The following is a 17,204-nucleotide window of genomic DNA, read 5'->3' on the forward strand; positions in this document are numbered from 1 at the left end:
GTCCACCTGTTGGTTCCGCGACACCTGCCCGAGACCCCGGGCCCGCACCGGAGGATTTCTCCCGCCTGCCCAGCGGACGCGGCCCGCACGGCGGCGGTGCCGCTCCCCCGGCCGGCCCCTGTCCCGCGATCCGCACCCGGATCGCTAATCTGGACCCACGCGGGAGTGGCGGAATGGCAGACGCAGCAGACTTAGGATCTGCCGCCCTAGGGCGTGGGGGTTCAAGTCCCCCCTCCCGCACCCTGTGATGTCTCGGGACATCGGAGACAGCCGAACCCTCACCGCGGGGGTTCGGCTTCTGTGGTTCTGAGGGCGGGTCCGCGGGCGCGGCCGGTCGCTCTGCGCCAGGCGCACAGGCCCCCAGCGGAGGTCGGGACGCCGAGCGGCGTTCCCATGACAGCGCGTTGGAGGAAGATCCCATCCTCGGCGCTGTCAGGAATGCCGATCTCGCACTGGCGTGTGGCACTCGCGGATCGTGTTCTCGACATGACGAAGCCCGGCCGCAGGTGAGCGCGGCCGGGCTTCGGGAGTCGGTCAGGTGGGCTTGGGTGAATGCCCGCGGCGTCTGGCCGGGGGCCGCGGGCCGTTGAGCCAGGCAGCCGTGGGCGACACGTTTCGCGACGCGGAGGGCGATCGGTCCCCGGGGCCGGTTCCCGGTAGCAGATTCCCCGGATTCCCGCCTCCGCCCAGGAAACAGGTCGGTTACGGGCGGGTGCGCCGTGCTCATCCGGCCAGCGGGTAGGACGGCCGGATGAGCACGAGGCCCGTCTCAGTGCACCGCGTACCCGCTGAGGCCGCCGCCAGCGATCTCACTGACGCCGCTCAGGCCTGTGACCTGGGCCGGGGTCGGGCGGTTGGTGTTGGTGCCGTCGCCGAGCGCGCCGCCGGCGTTGGATCCCCAGGCCCGGACCGTGCCGTCACGGCGCAGCGCATACCCGGTGTAGGCGCCGGCCGCGATGGCGGCGACCCGGGTCAGGCCGGAGACCTGGACCGGGGTCGAGCTGTTCGTCGTGGTGCCGTCACCGAGCTGGCCTACGTAGTTGTATCCCCAGGCCCAGACGGTGCCGTCGCTGCGCAGCGCATACCCGCTGTTGCTGCCGGCCGCGATGGCGATGATCTGGGTCAGGCCGGAGACCGGCACCGGGGTCAGGCTGTCTGTCGTGGTGCCGTCACCAAGCGCGCCGAAGCTGTTGGAGCCCCAGGCCCAGACGGTGCCGTCATCGCGCAGCGCATATCCCCGGTAGACACCGCCAGCGATGGCTCTCACCTGGGTCAGGTTGCTGACCTGCACCGGAGTCGAGCTATCGGTGGTGGTGCCGTCACCAAGCTGCCCGGCGTTGTTGAACCCCCAGGCCCAGGCGGTCCCGTCGCTGCGCACCGCATACCCGGTGTGCATACCGCCGGCGACAGCGATCACGTCGGTCAGGTCGGAGACCTGGACCGGGGTCGAGCGATTGATGGTGGTGCCGTCGCCGACGGCACCGTCACTGTTCTCCCCCCAGGCCCAGGCGGTCCCGTCGCTGCGCACCGCATACCCGTTGTGGGCGCCGGCCCCGACAGCGACCACGTCGACCAGGTCGCTGACCTGCACCGGCGTCAGGCGGTCGGTGGTGGTGCCGTCACCGAGCTCGTTGTGTGAGTTGTCACCCCAGGCCTGGACGGCGCCCCAAGCCATCGCATACCCGGTGCTCTCGCCGGCCGCGACGGCGGTGATTTCGTCTATGCCCAAGACCTGAACCGGCGTCAGGCGGCCCGTGGTGGTGCCGTCGCCGAGCTGGCCCTGGCCGTTGGCACCCCAGGCCAGTACCGTGCCAGGCCCAGGCCCGGTCGCTGTCGCGCCCGTGGGCTGGACGATCACCCCGACGACGGCCAGCACCGCCGAGCACATCCCTGTTCGCCATTGTCGCTGAGACATGCCTGCCTCTTTCTGCCTGAAGGACGGGCCACATCCCCCCTGCAGCCACTCTGTGCACTATTTTTAGTACACAGAGTGTCGATCCGGCCGGATATCTTGACCAAGCGTGCCCGTGTTGTGCCATTACGTTGTCGCCCAGGCGAGTCCGGACGACCGGAACCCGGGATACGGCCTCCCTACGAACGGTCGACGATGCGGCGTGATCACGGGTGGGACCGGAGCGGTCCACGGAGTGTCAGGCAGGCTCCACGATCATCCAGGCGATGGTCGACGCGTCGGACGAGGAAGCCGACGTGATCGTGAAGCTCGTTCCCGCCGTTCTCGCGGAGACAGCTATCGGTTGGGGTGTGCCGACCCCGGACAGGTTCTGGGGCGTCAGGTAGATCCTGCTGTTCGCGGTGACAGCACTCGTGGAGACCGTGGCCGAGCCGCTGGACAACGTGGCGGCACCGAGGCACGCGTTGGTCCCTTCCTTGACCAGGAGCCCGTTTCCGGCATTACTTACGATCAGATCGCCATCCGTCCGGAAGGTCACATTGGCGGCGAGGTTTCCGCTCCCGTCCCGCTGGAGTGTCACGTCCTCGGCCGCGCCGAAATCGATGCCGTCCTTGGCGGCCCCCAATCGCAGACGTTCGGTGCCGTCCTCACTTCGGATCCTGGTCGCGAATCCCTTGATGTTCACGTAGGACCCGCCGCTGCCCGAGTCGATGGTCATCTCACCACCGGCACCGCCCGTGCCGTTGTTGAGCCACTGGTTCGCACTGATGGCCCCTTCCAACGTCGACTCGAGGCGCGCGAAGTACACCACCTGCGACGAGGTCCCGAACAGGGAAAGCCCGTTGTACAGGCGCATTTCTCCGGCGGACGTGACGCCGCCGGACGCAGGTCGGCCGAGCGTGACCGTCACATTCGTCGCGCTGGCCGTGGCAGCGGCCGACATGGTGGCCTGAATGGGCGACACGACAGCCGCGATCGTCGTGGCGACCGGGATGCCGGTACCGCTGATGGAGAGACCCACGTCGTCGGCACGGAACCCCGCGCTCCCCGACAGGACGGTCGTCGAGCCGTTGGTCGTCGTAAAATCAGCGAACACCTGGCGGCGCCCCACAGAGAACCCGGCGAGCGCCAGGAGGTCCTTTCTGAACTCAAATGGCGTTCCACTCGTCGCGTCCACGAACGGCGCGTTCGTCAACTCGTCCAGGCCCAACGAGTAGTTTCCGCCAATTTCGTCGTCGCGGTCCACGATCACCTCGTTGGCGTGGACGGTCGGATTGAATGTGTTACCCTGGGCATCGATCAACGCTCGCGTCGACAGCCATTTGGTCCGCTGGCTCATCGCCCGGTAGAACGTTCCCTGGTCACATCCCACGCCACTCGCGTAGGAAATCAGGTTGGACACCTTGGTCAGCTGCGCCGAATCAATGGCGCCGTGGTGGAAGAGGACGACGACGCTGCGGTTCGCCACAGCCTCGTCGATGTACGCCTTGATATCCGCCTCGGACGGAGCGAGGATGTCTATCCCCGGGACGTTGAACGGATCCGGCGCGTTTCGACTGACGACACCCCGGCTGCACCGGAAGTAATCGTGCCGACGACTGACAATTTCTTTTACCCGGTCGTTCGCCGACCCACCCGGATAGGAGCCCGTCTTGACCGAGAAGCCGAATCTCGTTTGAATCTCGCCGATGGCGGCGCCAAGCAGGAGGTCGAGCGCCACCGGACCATGGGTCGCGTAGTAACTCGCAAGATCCTCATGGTTCTTGCCGTGTGTGGCGATCTCGTGGCCGGCGGCGACGATGGCTTCGACCTGAGACGTCGTGATGTAAGCGTCTCCGTATACAGGGGACGTTCCAGCCTGGTCCACCCAGTCGACCGACAGGAAGAAGGTTCCCCTGATCCCGTTGGAGGCGAGCAGGGAGAAGTATCCCGCCTGACTGTCGTAGCCATCGTCGCCAGCCCAGACCACGAATGGTCCAGGAACATCAGGTGCCAGGCTGGCTGGAGCGATGTCGAACTGCATGTGATTCCCCCAAAGAGGCGCGCTGTTGTAAGCGCTTTTCGTGGAGATGGACCGCTTGCCACGATGACCAATGGCGACGTCTCCCCGCCCCGGGTTGACGAGCCCTTCGGTATTCAAGATCATCCGACGGGGTTCCCTGCATCCGCGAACATGGCGGGCGGGTCAGGGCGGTCCCGACGCTGACCGTGGGTGGGTGTACCCGGCACCGCACGCATAATGGGGCCGCGTTTCCGCCTGTCGTCCTGACCTTGGGACGGCAGGCCGCGGAGGCCACGGGCCGATGGCCTGGACGGCCACCGGGCGTTCAGGATGGCGCGGGCGACGGCCCGACGCGACGGGGCGACCGGGCGGTCAGAGCGACAGGTGGGCGTTCACGGCGCGGGCCTGCTCGGCGAGTTCGGGCAGTTCCACGACGGTGACGCCGGCGGCGGTGAGCAGTTCGCAGCCCTGGCAGTCGGCGACGAAGAGGCTGGGCTCGCGCCAGGCGATGACCACCCGCGGGATTCCCGCAGCCAGGATGAGCTGGGTGCAGGTGCGGGGCCGGGACCTGCGCTGCGAGCAGGGTTCGAGAGTGCTGTAGATCGTCGCGGTGGCGAGCCGCGGGTCGTCGGGGTCGATCTTCGCGAGGGCGGATTCCTCGGCGTGCACCGCGTCGTCGACCTCGCGGGAGTAGCCGAAGGCGATCTCCTCGTTGTTCTCGTCGACGATGACGGCACCGACGGAGTAGGCGCCGGTGGCGGGTGGGCAGCGGTGGGCCAGTTCGATCGCCCGGGTCATCCACCGATGGTCGTCGAGCTGCGGCATGGCGAGGCTCGTCCTTCCCCGCGGGGCCGGTGCCCGACGGAACGCGCGTACCTGCAGGACAGTCTGCCATCCGGCGACACCCTCACGGCTGGCCCCCACCGCAGCAAACCCTCCATCCGAATTGCCCGATGGCTAGGTTCGATGAGTGCTGCTTCCTCTGCAGGGTGTCCGTGTCCTCGATCTGTCCCGGACGTTCCCCGGCGCGTGGTGCACACGGTTGCTCAGTGACCTCGGCGCCGAGGTGATCAGGGTTGAGGCGCCCGGAGTCGGCGACATGCTGCGGGGCCCGACCGGTTCCACACCGGCGCACGTGGGCCTCAACCGTGGCAAGCGGTCCGTCACGCTCGACACCCGCAGCAGTTCCGGGATCGAGGTGCTGCGCCGGCTGGTGGTCACCGCCGACGCCGTCGTCGACAGCGCCCCGCCAGCCACCCGGGCCGCGGCCGGCTTCGGCTACCCGCAGGCGGCGGAGCTGAACCCCCGGCTGGTCTGGGTGGGCCTGTCCGCCTTCGGCCTCGACGGCCCGTACGCCGGCCGTGCCGGGCATGAGATCACTTTCCTCGGTCATTCCGGCGCCCTGACCGCGATCGCGGGGCAGCTCCCCTGGGTGCCGCAGACACCCATCGCCGCGCCGCTGGCAGGCGCGGTCGCGTCGGCCGCCCTGTCCGCCGCCCTCACCGCGGCGGCGCGCACCGGCAGCGGCTGTCTGCTCGACGTGTCGATCGACGATGCCGCGACGTGGTTGCTGGCTGCCAGCCCGGGGCGTTTCGCGGGTATCGACTCCGACGCGGGCTGGGCGGCCGGCCGACGGCTGTACCGGTGTGCCGATGACCGGTGGGTGACGGTCGCCGCCGCCGAAGCACGGACATGGCACGCGCTGTGCCGGGTGCTCGACGCCGACGATCTGGTCGATCGGCTGTGGGCTGACGAGGATGAGCAGGTGACGATGGCCGAACGCTTCGAGAAGGTGTTCGCCACCAGGCCCGCCGCGGACTGGGTCGCGGTGGGCTCCGCGGCGACGATCGGCCCGGTGAACGACGGCGTGCAACTGGTGGACGACCCGCACGTCTCGGCCCGCGGCACGCTCGTGGACATCGCGGGCACCTTGGTTCCGGCGGCACCGTTCCGGCTCGGCGCCGCCGGTGAACGGCAGCCAGCACCGCCGACCGGCCTGCCCACGCTGGGCGAGGACACCGACGACATCCTTCGCGCGGCCGGGGTCAGCGACGAGGAGCTAGCTCAGCTGCGGGCCACCGGAACCATCTGAGCCGGAACCATCTGAGCCGGAAGCACCCGGCTCGTCGGCTTTCAGGGTTGGACGATCCATTCCGCCCCGCACTCGCAGGTCTGGATCCAGGTACGACTGAGACTGCCGGCCGGGCGGCAGGTGAGCGCCTCGGGCTGGTGGGTGCAGGGCACGGCGCCGACCGAGGTGGTCGCGATGGGCGCGCTGCCAGGCCTCGGCCTCGCGGCTGACCGACGCGCCGCGGACGGCCGCCGGCGGACACGGGCACCCACCCGATCAAGCAGAAGAGACTGAAAAATCATGACGTCACCTCCAACGTCGTACCGCCAAGAATAACCGCGGCCCTACGAGCTACGAGACTCGACAGTCGCCGGTGACGGCCGAGTATTCCTCACAGTGACAGCACCCCTGACGCCGTGCCACGACGGAACGTGGTCTCATCGTCCTTTCCCGTATCGGCGATTTCACCTATTCCGGCGCACGTCGAGCAGGTACACATCAGGTTCCAGCTCTTCACAGCACCGGCAGCGCCCCACCCGACCGGCAGGGCGCTACGCCGGTCGTCGTCTCAGCATCGATCGTCAGGCGCGGACACGCTCCGAGCCTGCCACAACACGCCTGGTGCACGATCTCCGGCACTCGGGCATGCCATTCACGGCTCGTGTCGCTGCCCGCCGGATGGAGTGTGGCCGGATGGTGTGGTTGGCGGGATGGGCGGGGACGCCCGCGCGCGAGGCGTCCCAGGTCTTTCCCATTGTGCCCGGGATTTTCCCCCGAAAACCGACCAAGGGCGAAAAGTTCGACTCCCATGCCACCGGAGCGCTGTCACTAACCTGATACCGGTATCCGGCACCGGCGGGCCGCCGCTTTCGACGCCGTCCGGCTGCCCGCCCTGGTTCGGTTTCAGCCTGAACGCCAGTAACGTCCTAATGTTTCCGTAGGATCACCAACGGCACCGAAGTGGGCGGTCGCCACCGCCCACTTCGCTGTCGGGCGAAGCCGATACCGAGAGACCCACCCATCCACGAAACGGGAACTCACATGATCACCACGATGGGACGGCGTCTGCTCCCCGCCGTCAACGGCGGGATCTCCACGCCACCAGCCCGATGACGGGTGGCGCCTTGACCGGCAGCGACTCCCCCGGCGACGCCGCGGCCAGCGGGACCCCGGTCAACGAGGCCCAGGTCGGCAAGGCCCAGGTCGGTGAGGCCCCGCGAGGTGGAGCCTCGCGAGAGGCCAGGACCGCCGGCGAGAGGGAGTGGGCTCGAGTCCGAGGCGAGCTCAGGCGCCGGCGGTTCGAGCTCGCGCTGACGGCGGCCCAGGAGTACCCGGCGGCCTCGCGGGTGGCCGGGACGCCCTTGTTGGCGGCACCGCGCTGGATCCCGCCTCGGCCGCTGCACCTGGCCGACGTCGCGATCGACCTGGACCCCGGCACCACGGCGCCGACCGGATCTCGTCCTGGGCCGGTGACGGGCCGGGGGCCCAGTGGCGAGGGTGTCCGACCGCTGCGTGCCGACGGGCGACGGTACGAGGCCTACACCGCGGTGATGGCCGAGCTCGACCGTCCCGCCGTGTTCGCGGATCTGCCCACCTACCGGCTGCGCGAGGCCGACCTGTCGTTACCGGGACGGAGCGGGCGGCTGACCTTCGGCCGCGGTAGCTACTTCGACGCGATCGACGTCGGCGAGGCCTGCGCGCACGAGTTCGCCGCCCGGGAGCTGGGCGCCCGGCCCGACACCGGCGGGTCGCCCGCTGCGACCGCGGACGAGCTGCCGCTACGACGCGCGGTGGGCGAGCCGTGGGACCTTCTGCGCCGGCCGGCGAACCTGGCGATCAGCACGCTCACGATCCGCCTCGACCGCTCCGCCGACCGCACTCCCGGCAGCAGTACCAGTAGCAGCAGTACCAGTAGCAGCATCCTGCTGCACCGGCGGGATCCGGCGAAGGTCGGTCATGCCGGCGGGCTGCTGCAGGTCGTCCCGGCGGGGATCTTCCAGCCGTCTGGCCCGGCGGACTGGAATGTGCGCAACGACTTCGATCTCTGGCGGTGCATCACTCGGGAGTATTCCGAGGAGCTGTTGGGCACCGCGGAGGAGTACGGCAGCGACCAGCGCCCCATCGCCTACGATGCCTGGCCGTTCGCCGCCGAGCTGACGCGGGCGGCAAGATCCGGCGACGTGCGCGTGTCGGTGCTGGGCCTGGGCGTCGATCCGTTGACCTTCGCCACCGATCTGCTGGTCGTCGCGGTGTTCGAGGCGCCGGTCTTCGACACGCTGTTCGCCAGGCTGGTGACGCTGAACTCCGAGGGCACCGTGCTCGCCGGCGTTCCGTTCACCGCGGCCGGTGTCGAGCGGCTGGTCGGGCAGGAACGGGTACAGGCCGCGGGGGCGGCGCTGATCGCGCTGGCCTGGCAGCACCGGGACGAACTGCTGGCCTGACCGCCGCGGATTGCCAGGGCCGCCGCCGCTCCCGGACATCTACGGCTTCGCGGGGCGGTCCTCGGCCCGGTGGGGGCCGCTCGACGACGAGCGGCCCGAGGCTGACGAGCGGCCCGAGGCCGCGGAGAAGCCGTCGGACGAGTCCGGCGGGATCGTGGCGGCGCTGTCGCGCTCCGCGGACGGATGGTCGCCGCCCCAGGAGAATCCAAAAGGCACCGCGGTGTGCTCGTCCTTCGCTCCAGTGCCGGATTCACGGTGACGCCGGTCCCGGGAGTCGGAGACGTTCCAGTCGTCGTCGGCGCCGTCCGTGGTGTCGCTGCCGGCGTAGTCCCAGCTCGACGACCACGCCTCCGACTGCCATTCGGTGGAGGAGGCCCACTCGCCGTCGGGGTCACGGCCACGGCCGGACCTGCCACGGCCTGGCTGCTCCCACCCCGCACCGGTGGGGCGCAGCGATGCGCAGGCGGACTCGATGACCTTCGGGACCACAAGCCAGGCAGAGATGTTGACCCCCAGGACGACGATGATGATCATTGCGACCAGCAACACCGATGCCGGCGACAGCGGCGCGGCATGTGCGATCAGTGCCCCGACCCCTGAAGCCGGAGCGTCGACCGCCACCGTGATGAACCGAGCCACGGTTGCCTTCCTACGCCTCAGACCGGCCTGCTGGGGTCGATCGACGCCAACCCGACAGTGCCGTAAGGGCGCAGCACCGCAGGTCAGCGGCAACACGGACCACCTCCGGCGGGCCCGCCACCGCCATCCGAGCAGGACTGAGCACCACGGTCCGCAAACACGTGACCTCGACATATGGCGGGGGTTGCGGGCGCTTCGGACGATGCACGGGCGCATGATCGAGGATGCGACTGGGGTGTCACGGGTCGGGGACGGATTGGAACGACCCGGACACCTCAGTCGCGTCCTCAACCTACCTGGTCGATAGCTTTTAGTCACTGATCGACTACAGGTAGTTCTAGCGTACACCCAGTTTGCTCGCCCTGTCCCCCTATGAAGTAACGAGACGGACACATGCAGCAGTACCCACCAATGCCCCAGGGAAAGGATGCTGCGCAGGGAGAGAGATCCATCACTGGAGCGAGGCGGCCGGCGGCCCACTCCCCCTTGCGGGCGGGGTCAGGCCGCCACACGCCATGGCGCCGCCCTGACCCGACACGGCACGAGCTGGACGGGTTCGTCACTGACGGGAATGCGCATCCCGCCCCGCAACGCGGAGCATGTCCATGACGCACGGACTGTCCGGGATCAGACACCGCCCCCGTGACGACAGCCACAGGGTGGCTGACAGGTTTCCGGCTTAGTCTCATCGCTCATGAGTGGCGCGCCCATCGGAGTGTTCGACAGCGGAGTCGGTGGTCGCACCGTTGCGCGCGCGATCGGGGCGCAACTCCCAGCGCGGCCCCCGCTCCACCTCGGCGAAACCGTGAACGCGCCGTACGGCCCGCGACCCGGCGCCGAGGTCCGCCCACCTGCATCGACGGTGCTGGACCAGCCTGCCGCCGCGGGCGTGAAGCTTCTCGTCATCGCAGGCAACTCCGCGGGCGCGGCATGCCTGCGCGATGCCCGGGAACGTTATGACGTACCGGTCGTCGAGGTCATTGTGCCCACGACCTGCCGTGCCGTAGCAGCAACACGGAGTGGTCGGGTGGGAGTCGTCGGAACGGTCGCCACCAACACCAGTCGGGCCTATGAGGACGCTTTTTCCGCGGCCTCCGGGACAGAACTGGTAAGTGTGGCGTGCCCGGCTTTCGGCGCCTTCGTCGTGGAGGGCATCACGTCCGGGCGAGAGCTGCTGGGACTGACCGAGGCGTATCGCGCGCCGCTGCAGGAAGCCGATGTGGACACAGTGATTCTTGGTTGCACCCACTTTCCACTGCTGACCGGTGTGATCGGGCTTGTTCCGGGAGAGGGGGTCACACCCGTGCGCAGTGCGCAGGGGACGGCAGAGGCCACTGACCGGGTACTGGCCCGCCGGGTACCGGCCCGCGACGGCCGCTTCCGCGACCCCGATCTACCACCACCGGCCCATCGGCTCCCGGCTCCCGGCGCCCCGGCCGCGTCCCGGACCCGCCAGCCTCGCCAGACCCGGCCGACCCGCCAGACCCGCCGGACCCGCTCGATCCGCCAGACCTGTCAGGCCCGCCAGGTGGTCGCCCGATGAAGCTCACGATCCTCGGCTGTTCGGGCACCTACCCGGGACCCACCTCCGCCTGTTCGTCCTACCTGATCGAGCAGGACGGCTTCCGCCTCGTTCTGGACGCCGGCAACGGCTCCGTCGGCGAGCTGCAGAACCACTGCGACATCCGCGACGTCGACGCCGTCCTGCTGAGCCATCTGCACGGGGACCACTGCCTGGATCTGGTCGCCACCTCCTACGCGCGGCGCTACCACCCCGAGGGGATGCCGCCCAAGCTCCCGGTCTACGGGCCGATCAACACCCAGGAACGCCTGTGCGGGGCGTTCGAGCGCTGGCCGGACGACTCCCTCGCCGACATCTACGACTTCCGCACGATCGGGCCCGGCCGCCTGCACATCGGGCCCTTCGGGATCGACCTGGCCCGGGTCGCGCATCCCATCGAGGCCTACGGCGTGCGGATCAACGCCGGCGGGAGGACCCTGACCTATTCCGGTGACACCGGGGCGTGCGACCGGCTCGTGCGGCTGGCCCAGGGCAGCGATCTGTTCCTGTGCGAGGCGTCCTTCCTCGACGGCGAGGACAACCCGCCGGATCTGCACCTGACCGGCAAGGACGCCGGCGAGCACGCGACCCGGGCCGACGTCGGCCGGCTCGTGCTGACGCACCTGGTGCCCTGGGGAAACGTGGAACGCACCCATGGCGAGGCCCAGGACGCGTTCGACGGGGACCTGAGCCTGGCCAGCACCGGGGCGGTCTACGAGCTCTGAGCAGCGCCTCGCAGGCCCGGCCGCGCTCGCGGATAGGGTCTCCTCCCGTGATCCGAGTCGATGGCAGGAAGACCGACCAGCTCCGCGACATCACGATCGTGCGGGGCTGGCAGGAGCACGCGGAGGGATCGGCGCTGATCTCCGCTGGGCTCACCAGGGTGCTGTGCGCCGCATCCGTCACCGAGGGCGTCCCACGATGGCGCAAGGGCAGCGGCCTCGGCTGGGTGACCGCCGAGTACTCGATGCTGCCGCGGGCGACCCACACCCGAAACGACCGGGAGTCGGTGCGGGGGCGGATCGGCGGGCGCACCCATGAGATCTCCCGGCTGATCGGGCGCAGCCTGCGCGCGGCGATCGACCTGAAGGCGCTCGGCGAGAACACCATCGCCATCGACTGCGACGTCCTGCTCGCGGACGGCGGCACCCGCACGGCGGCGATCACCGGCGCCTACGTGGCGCTCGCGGACGCCTGCCGGTGGCTCGGACGCCCGTCCGCGATCGTCACCAGCGTCTGTGCGGTCAGTGTCGGCATCGTCAAGGGCGTTCCGATGCTCGACCTCGCCTACACCGAGGACTCCACGGCGGACACGGACATGAACGTCGTCTGCACCGGCGCCGGCGGCTTCGTCGAGGTCCAGGGCACCGCCGAGGGCACCCCGTTCGACCGGGCCGCCCTGGACGAGCTGCTGGACCTCGCGACCGTGGGCTGCAGCCGGCTCACCGAGATCCAGAACGCGGCCCTGGCCCAGCCGGCCCCCGCCGGCCCGCCACGCCCGGAACGCGCCCTCCCCGCGGCGAAGTCGGCTGGTTCGCGGTGACCGCGACCGACACAGGCCCGTGGCGGGTCGTCCTGGCCAGCCGTAACGACGGGAAGCTTCGCGAGCTGGACCGGATCCTCGCCGGCACGGGCCTGGCGATCGAGGTGGTGGCGCTGCCACCCGGCCCCGAGGTGGCGGAGACCGGTTCGACGTTCGCCGAGAACGCGCTGATCAAGGCACGGGACGCGGTCGCCACCACCGGACTCGCCGCGATCGCGGACGACTCGGGGCTCACCGTGGACGAGCTGGCCGGGATGCCCGGGGTGCGCTCGGCCCGCTGGGCCGGTGTCCGCGCCGGCACCCGCACGGACCGGGATGCCGCGAACAACGCGCTGCTGCTGGCGCAGCTCGACGATGTCGAGGCCGAGCGCCGCGGGGCGGCCTTCGTGTGCGCCGCCGCGCTGGTCACCCCCGACGGCGCGGAGCACGTCGTCCACGGCTCGCTACGCGGTCGGCTGCTGACCGCGGGACGCGGCGAAGGCGGTTTCGGCTACGACCCGCTGTTCGTCGCGGACGGCGAGACCAGGACGAACGCCGAGCTCACCGCGGACGAGAAGGACCTGATCAGCCATCGGGGCAAGGCGCTACGCGAGCTGGCGACCGTCATCGCCGACCAGCTGGGCGGCCGACGACCGGCCTGAGGTCAGGCCGGTCGTGCCAACACCGACCGGCCTGACCCGGACAGGCGGGATGCGACCGGGAACCAGGCGCGGGCCGGGCCTGAGGCCAGGCCCGGAAGGACCAGAGCTGTTCGGGCCCGGAGCTGTTCGGGCCCGGAGAGCTTGTTCGGGCCCGGAGAGCTGTTCAGGCCCAGAGCTGGCCTTCCAGCGCGGCCTCCGCCTCGGCGAGGGTGCCCGCGTAGGCACCCGTCGACAGGTACTTCCACCCGCCGTCGCAGACGATGAACGCGATGTCCGCCCGCCGCCCCTCACGAACCGCCCGCTCGGCCTGCCCGAGGGCAGCGTGCAGGATCGCACCGGTCGAGATGCCCGCGAAGATGCCCTCCTGCTGCACCAGCTCCCTGGTGCGGCGCAGGGCGTCGCGCGGGCCGACCGAGTAGCGGGAGGTCAGCACGGACGCGTCGTAGAGCTCGGGGACGAACCCCTCGTCGATGTTGCGCAGGCCGTAGACCAGCTCGCCGTACCGCGGCTCGGCCGCCACGATCGAGATGTCGGGGACGTTCTCCCGCAGGTACCGACCGGTTCCCATCAGCGTGCCGGTGGTTCCGAGCCCGGCGACGAAGTGGGTGATGTTCGGCAGATCCGCCAGGATCTCCGGACCGGTCGTCTCGTAGTGAGCCTGCGCGTTCGCCGGATTGCCGTACTGGTAGAGCATGACCCAGTCCGGGTTCTCCGCGGCGAGGCGCTTCGCCACCGCCACCGCCTCGTTCGAGCCGCCGGCGGCCGGCGAGTAGACGATCTCGGCGCCCCACATCTGGAGCAGCTGGCGGCGCTCCACGGAGGTGTTCTCCGGCATCACGCAGATCAGCCGGTACCCCTTCTGGCTGCACACCATCGCCAGTGAGATACCGGTGTTCCCGGACGTCGGCTCCAGGATCGTCGCGCCCGGGGAGAGCAGGCCGCGCTTCTCCCCGTCCGCGATCATCCACAGGGCCGCCCTGTCCTTGATCGATCCGGTGGGGTTGTCCTGCTCCAGCTTCGCCCAGAGTCGGACCTCGGCGGAGGGTGACAACCGCGGAAGGCCGACCAGGGGGGTGCGGCCGACCGAGTCCACCAGGGATTCGTAACGCATGAGTGGGGACCTGCCCGCCCTGATCAGAGAAGCCGCATGCCCACGGCGGTGCCGGTGGAGCCACAGACCACGACGGAGGCGACGGAGGCACCAGAGGCACCAGAGCCACCGGCCACGGCGGGGAGAATGGTCACATTGTCGCCGTCGCTGATCTTGGCGTCGAGGCTGCCGAGGAAGCGGACGTCCTCGTCGTTGACGTAGATGTTCACGAAGCGGTGCAGCTGGGCCTCGCCATCGCCCTCGCCCTCGCTGGCGATCAGCCGGCCGCGCAGGCCCGGGTGGCGGGACTCGAGATCCAGGAAGAGCGCCGCGAGCGTGTCGCCCGTGCCCTCGACCAGCTTGGCGCCTCCTGTGTAGTTGCGCAGGATCGTCGGCACACGGACCTGGACTGCCATGGTGCTCCTTCCTCGGTTACCGCTGGCGGATCCGCCGCGCGGCGAGCCGCCCACCGTGGGCGGCGTGACACGTCTGCTGCCCGCTTCCGGACAGCTGCTTGCGGACACGTCGGAATCCGACTCGGCCGGGTGCCCATGCTCGCAGGCCCCCGGACCGGATGCCCGAGCCGTCGCGTCCTCTGGGAGAACGTCACAGCGGGGTCAGAGGATTTCCACCTGCTCCTCAGTGACCTCGCCGTCCACGATCCGGAAGGATCGGAACTCGGCCGTCTCCGGATCCCGCGTCGACGCCAGCACGTAGTGCGCATCCGGGATGCTCGCCTGTGAGATGTCCGTCCGCGACGGGTAGGCCTCGGTGGCGGTGTGCGAGTGGTAGATCACCACGGGTTCCTCGTCGCGATCGTCCATCTCCAGGAAGACCCGGAGCTTCTCCGCGTCGTCGAAACGGTAGTAGGTGGGCGAACGCTCGGCGTTGAGCATCGGGACGAACCGCTCCGGCCGGTCCGAGCCGATGGGACCGGCGATGAGCCCGCACGCCTCGTCTGGATGGTCACGGCGGGCGTGGGCGACGATCGCCTCGTAGTGGGTTCGGTCGATGCGCAGCACGCGACAACCGTACGACGCGGATGGGCCGGATCGGGCGTCCATGCGAACACACACCTGACCTCGGCCCGCCTGCAGCAGGTGGCGCCGCGTGAGCTGCGCCCCACTTCCGGTCCGGTCGCCGCACGAGCGCAGGCCGGAACAGGGCCGGCGCCGGGCCGGAACCAGAGCCGGAGCAAGGTCAGAGCAAGGTCAGAGCGAGGTCAGAGCGAGGTCAGAGCAAGGTCGGGAACAGGGTCAGAGCAGGGTCCGCGTCAGCTCGTCGAGCAGCTCGGTCAGGAAGCTGTAGACGGCGGCCATCGGAAGCCGCGGATCGTCCGGACTGAGCCGGTCGAGCTCCTCGGTCGACTCGTCGTCGGTGAGCCCGAGCCGGGTGCCGAGCACCAGCCGCAGGTCGTTGAGCACCGTCAGCCAGTCCTGGGCCGCGGCCTCGTCGAGCAGCAGGACGTCGCCGGGGGCCGGCACCGCGGCCAGCACCCGGGCGGCGGCGTCGCGTTTGTGAGCCAGCGCCTCGTCCGTCCGGCGGCGGCGGAAGTCGCCGGAGGCCATCGGGTCGTCCGGGTAGGGGTCGGGCAACAGCCGTGCCACCGCCGGGTCCTCCGGCGGTGGGGGCGCGGTGTCACGCAGGCCGACCAGCGCCTCCAGCGGATCGTCGACCGGCGGCGGCTGCAGCAGCCCGTCGACCTGCTCCAGCAGCTCGGTGAGCAGCGTCGACTCGAGCCGGGGAAGCCGCAGCTCGATCCCGGCACTCGTCCGCCGGAAACCGTTCACACGCATCCACCCCTGGGTCGTCGCTCGGATGGCCGCCAGCCGGGGAACGCGGTCACCCGCAGGCCGGGCCGACGGCACCGGCCGTCGCCAGCCTACGGCCCACAGCCACCGGGCTGTCACACCGACCGCACCGGCCACACCCACCGCACCGACCGCCACCCGGACCGCACCCGCCGCCCGGGCCGGCACCGCGAATCCGGGCGCGAACCCACGTGACGGCAACCCCGCAGCCACGCTCAGTCCTGCGCGATGGTGGCCCACAGGCCGTAGGTGTGCAGCCGCTCGGCGGCCGCCTCCATCTCCTCGCGGGTACCGGACGTGACCGTCGCCCGGCCCTTGTGATGGACGTCCAGCATGAGCTTCGTCGCCTTCCGCTCGCTGTAGCCGAAAAGCTTGCGGAAGACGTACGTCACGTACGACATGAGGTTGATCGGATCGTTCCAGACGATGGTGACCCAAAGACGTTCGTCCTCGGGGAGGTCTTCAACGTCCTCGACTTCGACCGGCGACACGGCGGTGACGGACACGAGGTCTATTGTTACCCCTCCCGCCCGCGGGCTCACGACCGCAGGCGCACTGCCGCGCCCTCCCGTCCCGCGCACCCGAAGAACTACAAACAGTACGGAACATCGCCCGGCCGACCGGTTCGGACGTCAGAACCGGGCGGAACGGCGGTCAGACCGAGCGGCGCAGCAGTGGCGGGTGCAGGGCCGTCGCCGAACCGAGCCGGTACAGCTCGGCCGGGCGGCCGCCGCCCCGCGGGGAGGACCGTTGCCCGACCGCCACGACGAAACCCGGGGTGGAGAGCACCTTGCGCCGGAAGTTGGGTGGATCGAGCACTACGCCCCAGGCTGCCTCGTACACCCGGCGCAGGTCGGCCAGGGTGAACGGCTCCTCGCAGAACGCCGCCGCCAGCGGCGTGTACTCCAGCTTCCCGCGGGCCCGTTCCACCCCGTCCGCCACGATCTGCGGATGGTCGAAGGCCAGGGTCGGCCCGTCCGCGGAGCCGAGGTCCTCGACCGGCCACCACCGGGCGTGCTGCCCGTCCCGCCCGGTGGTGGGCTGCGGAAGGTTCGGCAGCAGCGCGAGGTAGGCGACGCTGACCACCCTGGTGCGCGGGTCCCGGTGCGGGCAGCCGTAGGTGCGCAGCTGTTCGAGGTGGCCGGTGGTCGTCACCCCGGTCTCCTCGGCGAGCTGGCGCCGCGCCGAGGAGTCGAGATCCTCGTCGGCTGCCACGAACCCGCCCGGCAGCGCCCAGGATCCGCAGAAGGGCTCGGTGGCCCGCTGGCTGACGAGGACGCACAGCCGCCCCGACCGCAGGGTCAGCAGCACGACGTCGACGCTCACGGCGACAGCCGGAATCGCGGCGGCAGCCGGAATCGCGGCGTTCGACGGCGGGTTCGTGGCCACCGGGCAAGTCTGGCCGCAGCGGTGGCGTGCCACCCCGGCGACCCTCCGACTGCGTGCTGGGCCCAAGCTGCCAACGCAACCGGCGTTGCTGCCGGGCAAGATCC

At 70.1% G+C, this 17,204-nt stretch carries 16 protein-coding genes and 1 tRNA gene; 7 read left to right on the top strand and 10 right to left on the bottom strand.

The window, feature by feature from the left end; genetic code table 11:
* The first annotated feature begins 159 nt into the window (after positions 1-159).
* Positions 160-240: transfer RNA gene (locus ACG83_RS02700), tRNA-Leu, on the top strand.
* Positions 241-769: 529 nt separating this feature from the next.
* Here the strand turns inward: ACG83_RS02700 and ACG83_RS02705 are convergent.
* From ACG83_RS02705 to ACG83_RS02715, 3 genes are all read right to left on the bottom strand, one after another.
* A complete protein-coding gene (locus ACG83_RS02705; protein ID WP_235497539.1) occupies positions 770-1,915 on the bottom strand; it encodes an RCC1 repeat- and reductase domain-containing protein in 1,146 nt (381 codons plus the stop codon).
* 235 nt (positions 1,916-2,150) lie between these two features.
* Positions 2,151-4,058: a polysaccharide deacetylase family protein gene (locus tag ACG83_RS02710; RefSeq protein WP_235497541.1), complete on the bottom strand. Its 1,908-nt coding sequence runs from the start codon at positions 4,056-4,058 to the stop codon at positions 2,151-2,153.
* A 228-nt stretch (positions 4,059-4,286) separates the two neighbouring features.
* Complete coding sequence (locus ACG83_RS02715) at positions 4,287-4,739, bottom strand: deaminase (RefSeq protein ID WP_054564556.1); 453 nt, start codon at positions 4,737-4,739, stop codon at positions 4,287-4,289.
* Positions 4,740-4,884: 145 nt separating this feature from the next.
* Here ACG83_RS02715 and ACG83_RS02720 point away from each other — a divergent pair, with 145 nt between their 5' ends.
* Together ACG83_RS02720 and ACG83_RS02725 are read left to right on the top strand one after the other, a co-directional pair.
* Positions 4,885-6,006, top strand: coding sequence for a CaiB/BaiF CoA-transferase family protein (locus tag ACG83_RS02720; RefSeq protein ID WP_054564557.1), 1,122 nt, complete (start codon positions 4,885-4,887; stop codon positions 6,004-6,006).
* A 1,103-nt stretch (positions 6,007-7,109) separates the two neighbouring features.
* Positions 7,110-8,426: a transcriptional regulator gene (locus tag ACG83_RS02725; protein WP_235497543.1), complete on the top strand. Its 1,317-nt coding sequence runs from the start codon at positions 7,110-7,112 to the stop codon at positions 8,424-8,426.
* Positions 8,427-8,465: 39 nt separating this feature from the next.
* Here the strand turns inward: ACG83_RS02725 and ACG83_RS43825 are convergent, their stop codons facing one another.
* Positions 8,466-9,065, bottom strand: coding sequence for a hypothetical protein (locus ACG83_RS43825; RefSeq protein WP_054564559.1), 600 nt, complete (start codon positions 9,063-9,065; stop codon positions 8,466-8,468).
* A 694-nt stretch (positions 9,066-9,759) separates the two neighbouring features.
* Here ACG83_RS43825 and murI point away from each other — a divergent pair.
* The 4 genes from murI to rdgB are packed head-to-tail and all read left to right on the top strand — an operon-like array spanning position 9,760 to position 12,810.
* Positions 9,760-10,608, top strand: coding sequence for a glutamate racemase (murI, locus tag ACG83_RS02735; RefSeq protein WP_054564560.1), 849 nt, complete (start codon positions 9,760-9,762; stop codon positions 10,606-10,608).
* Complete coding sequence (locus ACG83_RS02740; protein WP_054564561.1) at positions 10,605-11,351, top strand: MBL fold metallo-hydrolase; 747 nt, start codon at positions 10,605-10,607, stop codon at positions 11,349-11,351. Before murI ends, ACG83_RS02740 begins: the two co-directional genes overlap by 4 nt.
* Positions 11,352-11,398: 47 nt before the next feature.
* Entirely contained in the window at positions 11,399-12,169 is a 771-nt protein-coding gene (gene rph, locus ACG83_RS02745; RefSeq protein WP_054564562.1) for a ribonuclease PH, read from the top strand.
* Positions 12,166-12,810, top strand: a complete 645-nt coding sequence (rdgB, locus tag ACG83_RS02750) for an RdgB/HAM1 family non-canonical purine NTP pyrophosphatase (RefSeq protein WP_054564563.1) — start codon at positions 12,166-12,168, stop codon at positions 12,808-12,810. The genes rph and rdgB overlap by 4 nt, the downstream gene beginning before the upstream one ends.
* Before the next feature lie 163 nt (positions 12,811-12,973).
* Here the strand turns inward: rdgB and ACG83_RS02755 are convergent, their stop codons facing one another.
* The 6 genes from ACG83_RS02755 to ACG83_RS02780 all read right to left on the bottom strand — a co-directional run bounded on the left by ACG83_RS02755 (position 12,974) and on the right by ACG83_RS02780 (position 17,100).
* Positions 12,974-13,921 (bottom strand): PLP-dependent cysteine synthase family protein, encoded by a 948-nt coding sequence (locus tag ACG83_RS02755; RefSeq protein ID WP_054564564.1) that lies wholly within the window; start codon positions 13,919-13,921, stop codon positions 12,974-12,976.
* A gap of 23 nt (positions 13,922-13,944) precedes the next feature.
* On the bottom strand, positions 13,945-14,316 hold the full coding sequence (locus ACG83_RS02760; RefSeq protein ID WP_054564565.1) for a MoaD/ThiS family protein: 372 nt from the start codon (positions 14,314-14,316) through the stop codon (positions 13,945-13,947).
* 201 nt (positions 14,317-14,517) lie between these two features.
* Positions 14,518-14,922, bottom strand: a complete 405-nt coding sequence (locus tag ACG83_RS02765) for a Mov34/MPN/PAD-1 family protein (RefSeq protein ID WP_054564566.1) — start codon at positions 14,920-14,922, stop codon at positions 14,518-14,520.
* 234 nt (positions 14,923-15,156) lie between these two features.
* Positions 15,157-15,696, bottom strand: a complete 540-nt coding sequence (locus ACG83_RS02770) for a DUF2017 domain-containing protein (RefSeq protein ID WP_035953419.1) — start codon at positions 15,694-15,696, stop codon at positions 15,157-15,159.
* Between the two features lie 230 nt (positions 15,697-15,926).
* The gene (gene clpS / locus ACG83_RS02775; protein WP_054564567.1) at positions 15,927-16,217 is read right to left on the bottom strand and encodes an ATP-dependent Clp protease adapter ClpS; all 291 of its coding nucleotides are present in this window, start codon (positions 16,215-16,217) and stop codon (positions 15,927-15,929) included.
* Between the two features lie 148 nt (positions 16,218-16,365).
* On the bottom strand, positions 16,366-17,100 hold the full coding sequence (locus tag ACG83_RS02780; RefSeq protein WP_054564568.1) for an NUDIX domain-containing protein: 735 nt from the start codon (positions 17,098-17,100) through the stop codon (positions 16,366-16,368).
* Between the last annotated feature and the right edge of the window lie 104 nt (positions 17,101-17,204).

The sequence above is a fragment of the Frankia sp. R43 genome (assembly GCF_001306465.1).
In the GTDB taxonomy this organism is placed as follows: Bacteria; Actinomycetota; Actinomycetes; order Frankiales; family Frankiaceae; genus Parafrankia; species Parafrankia irregularis.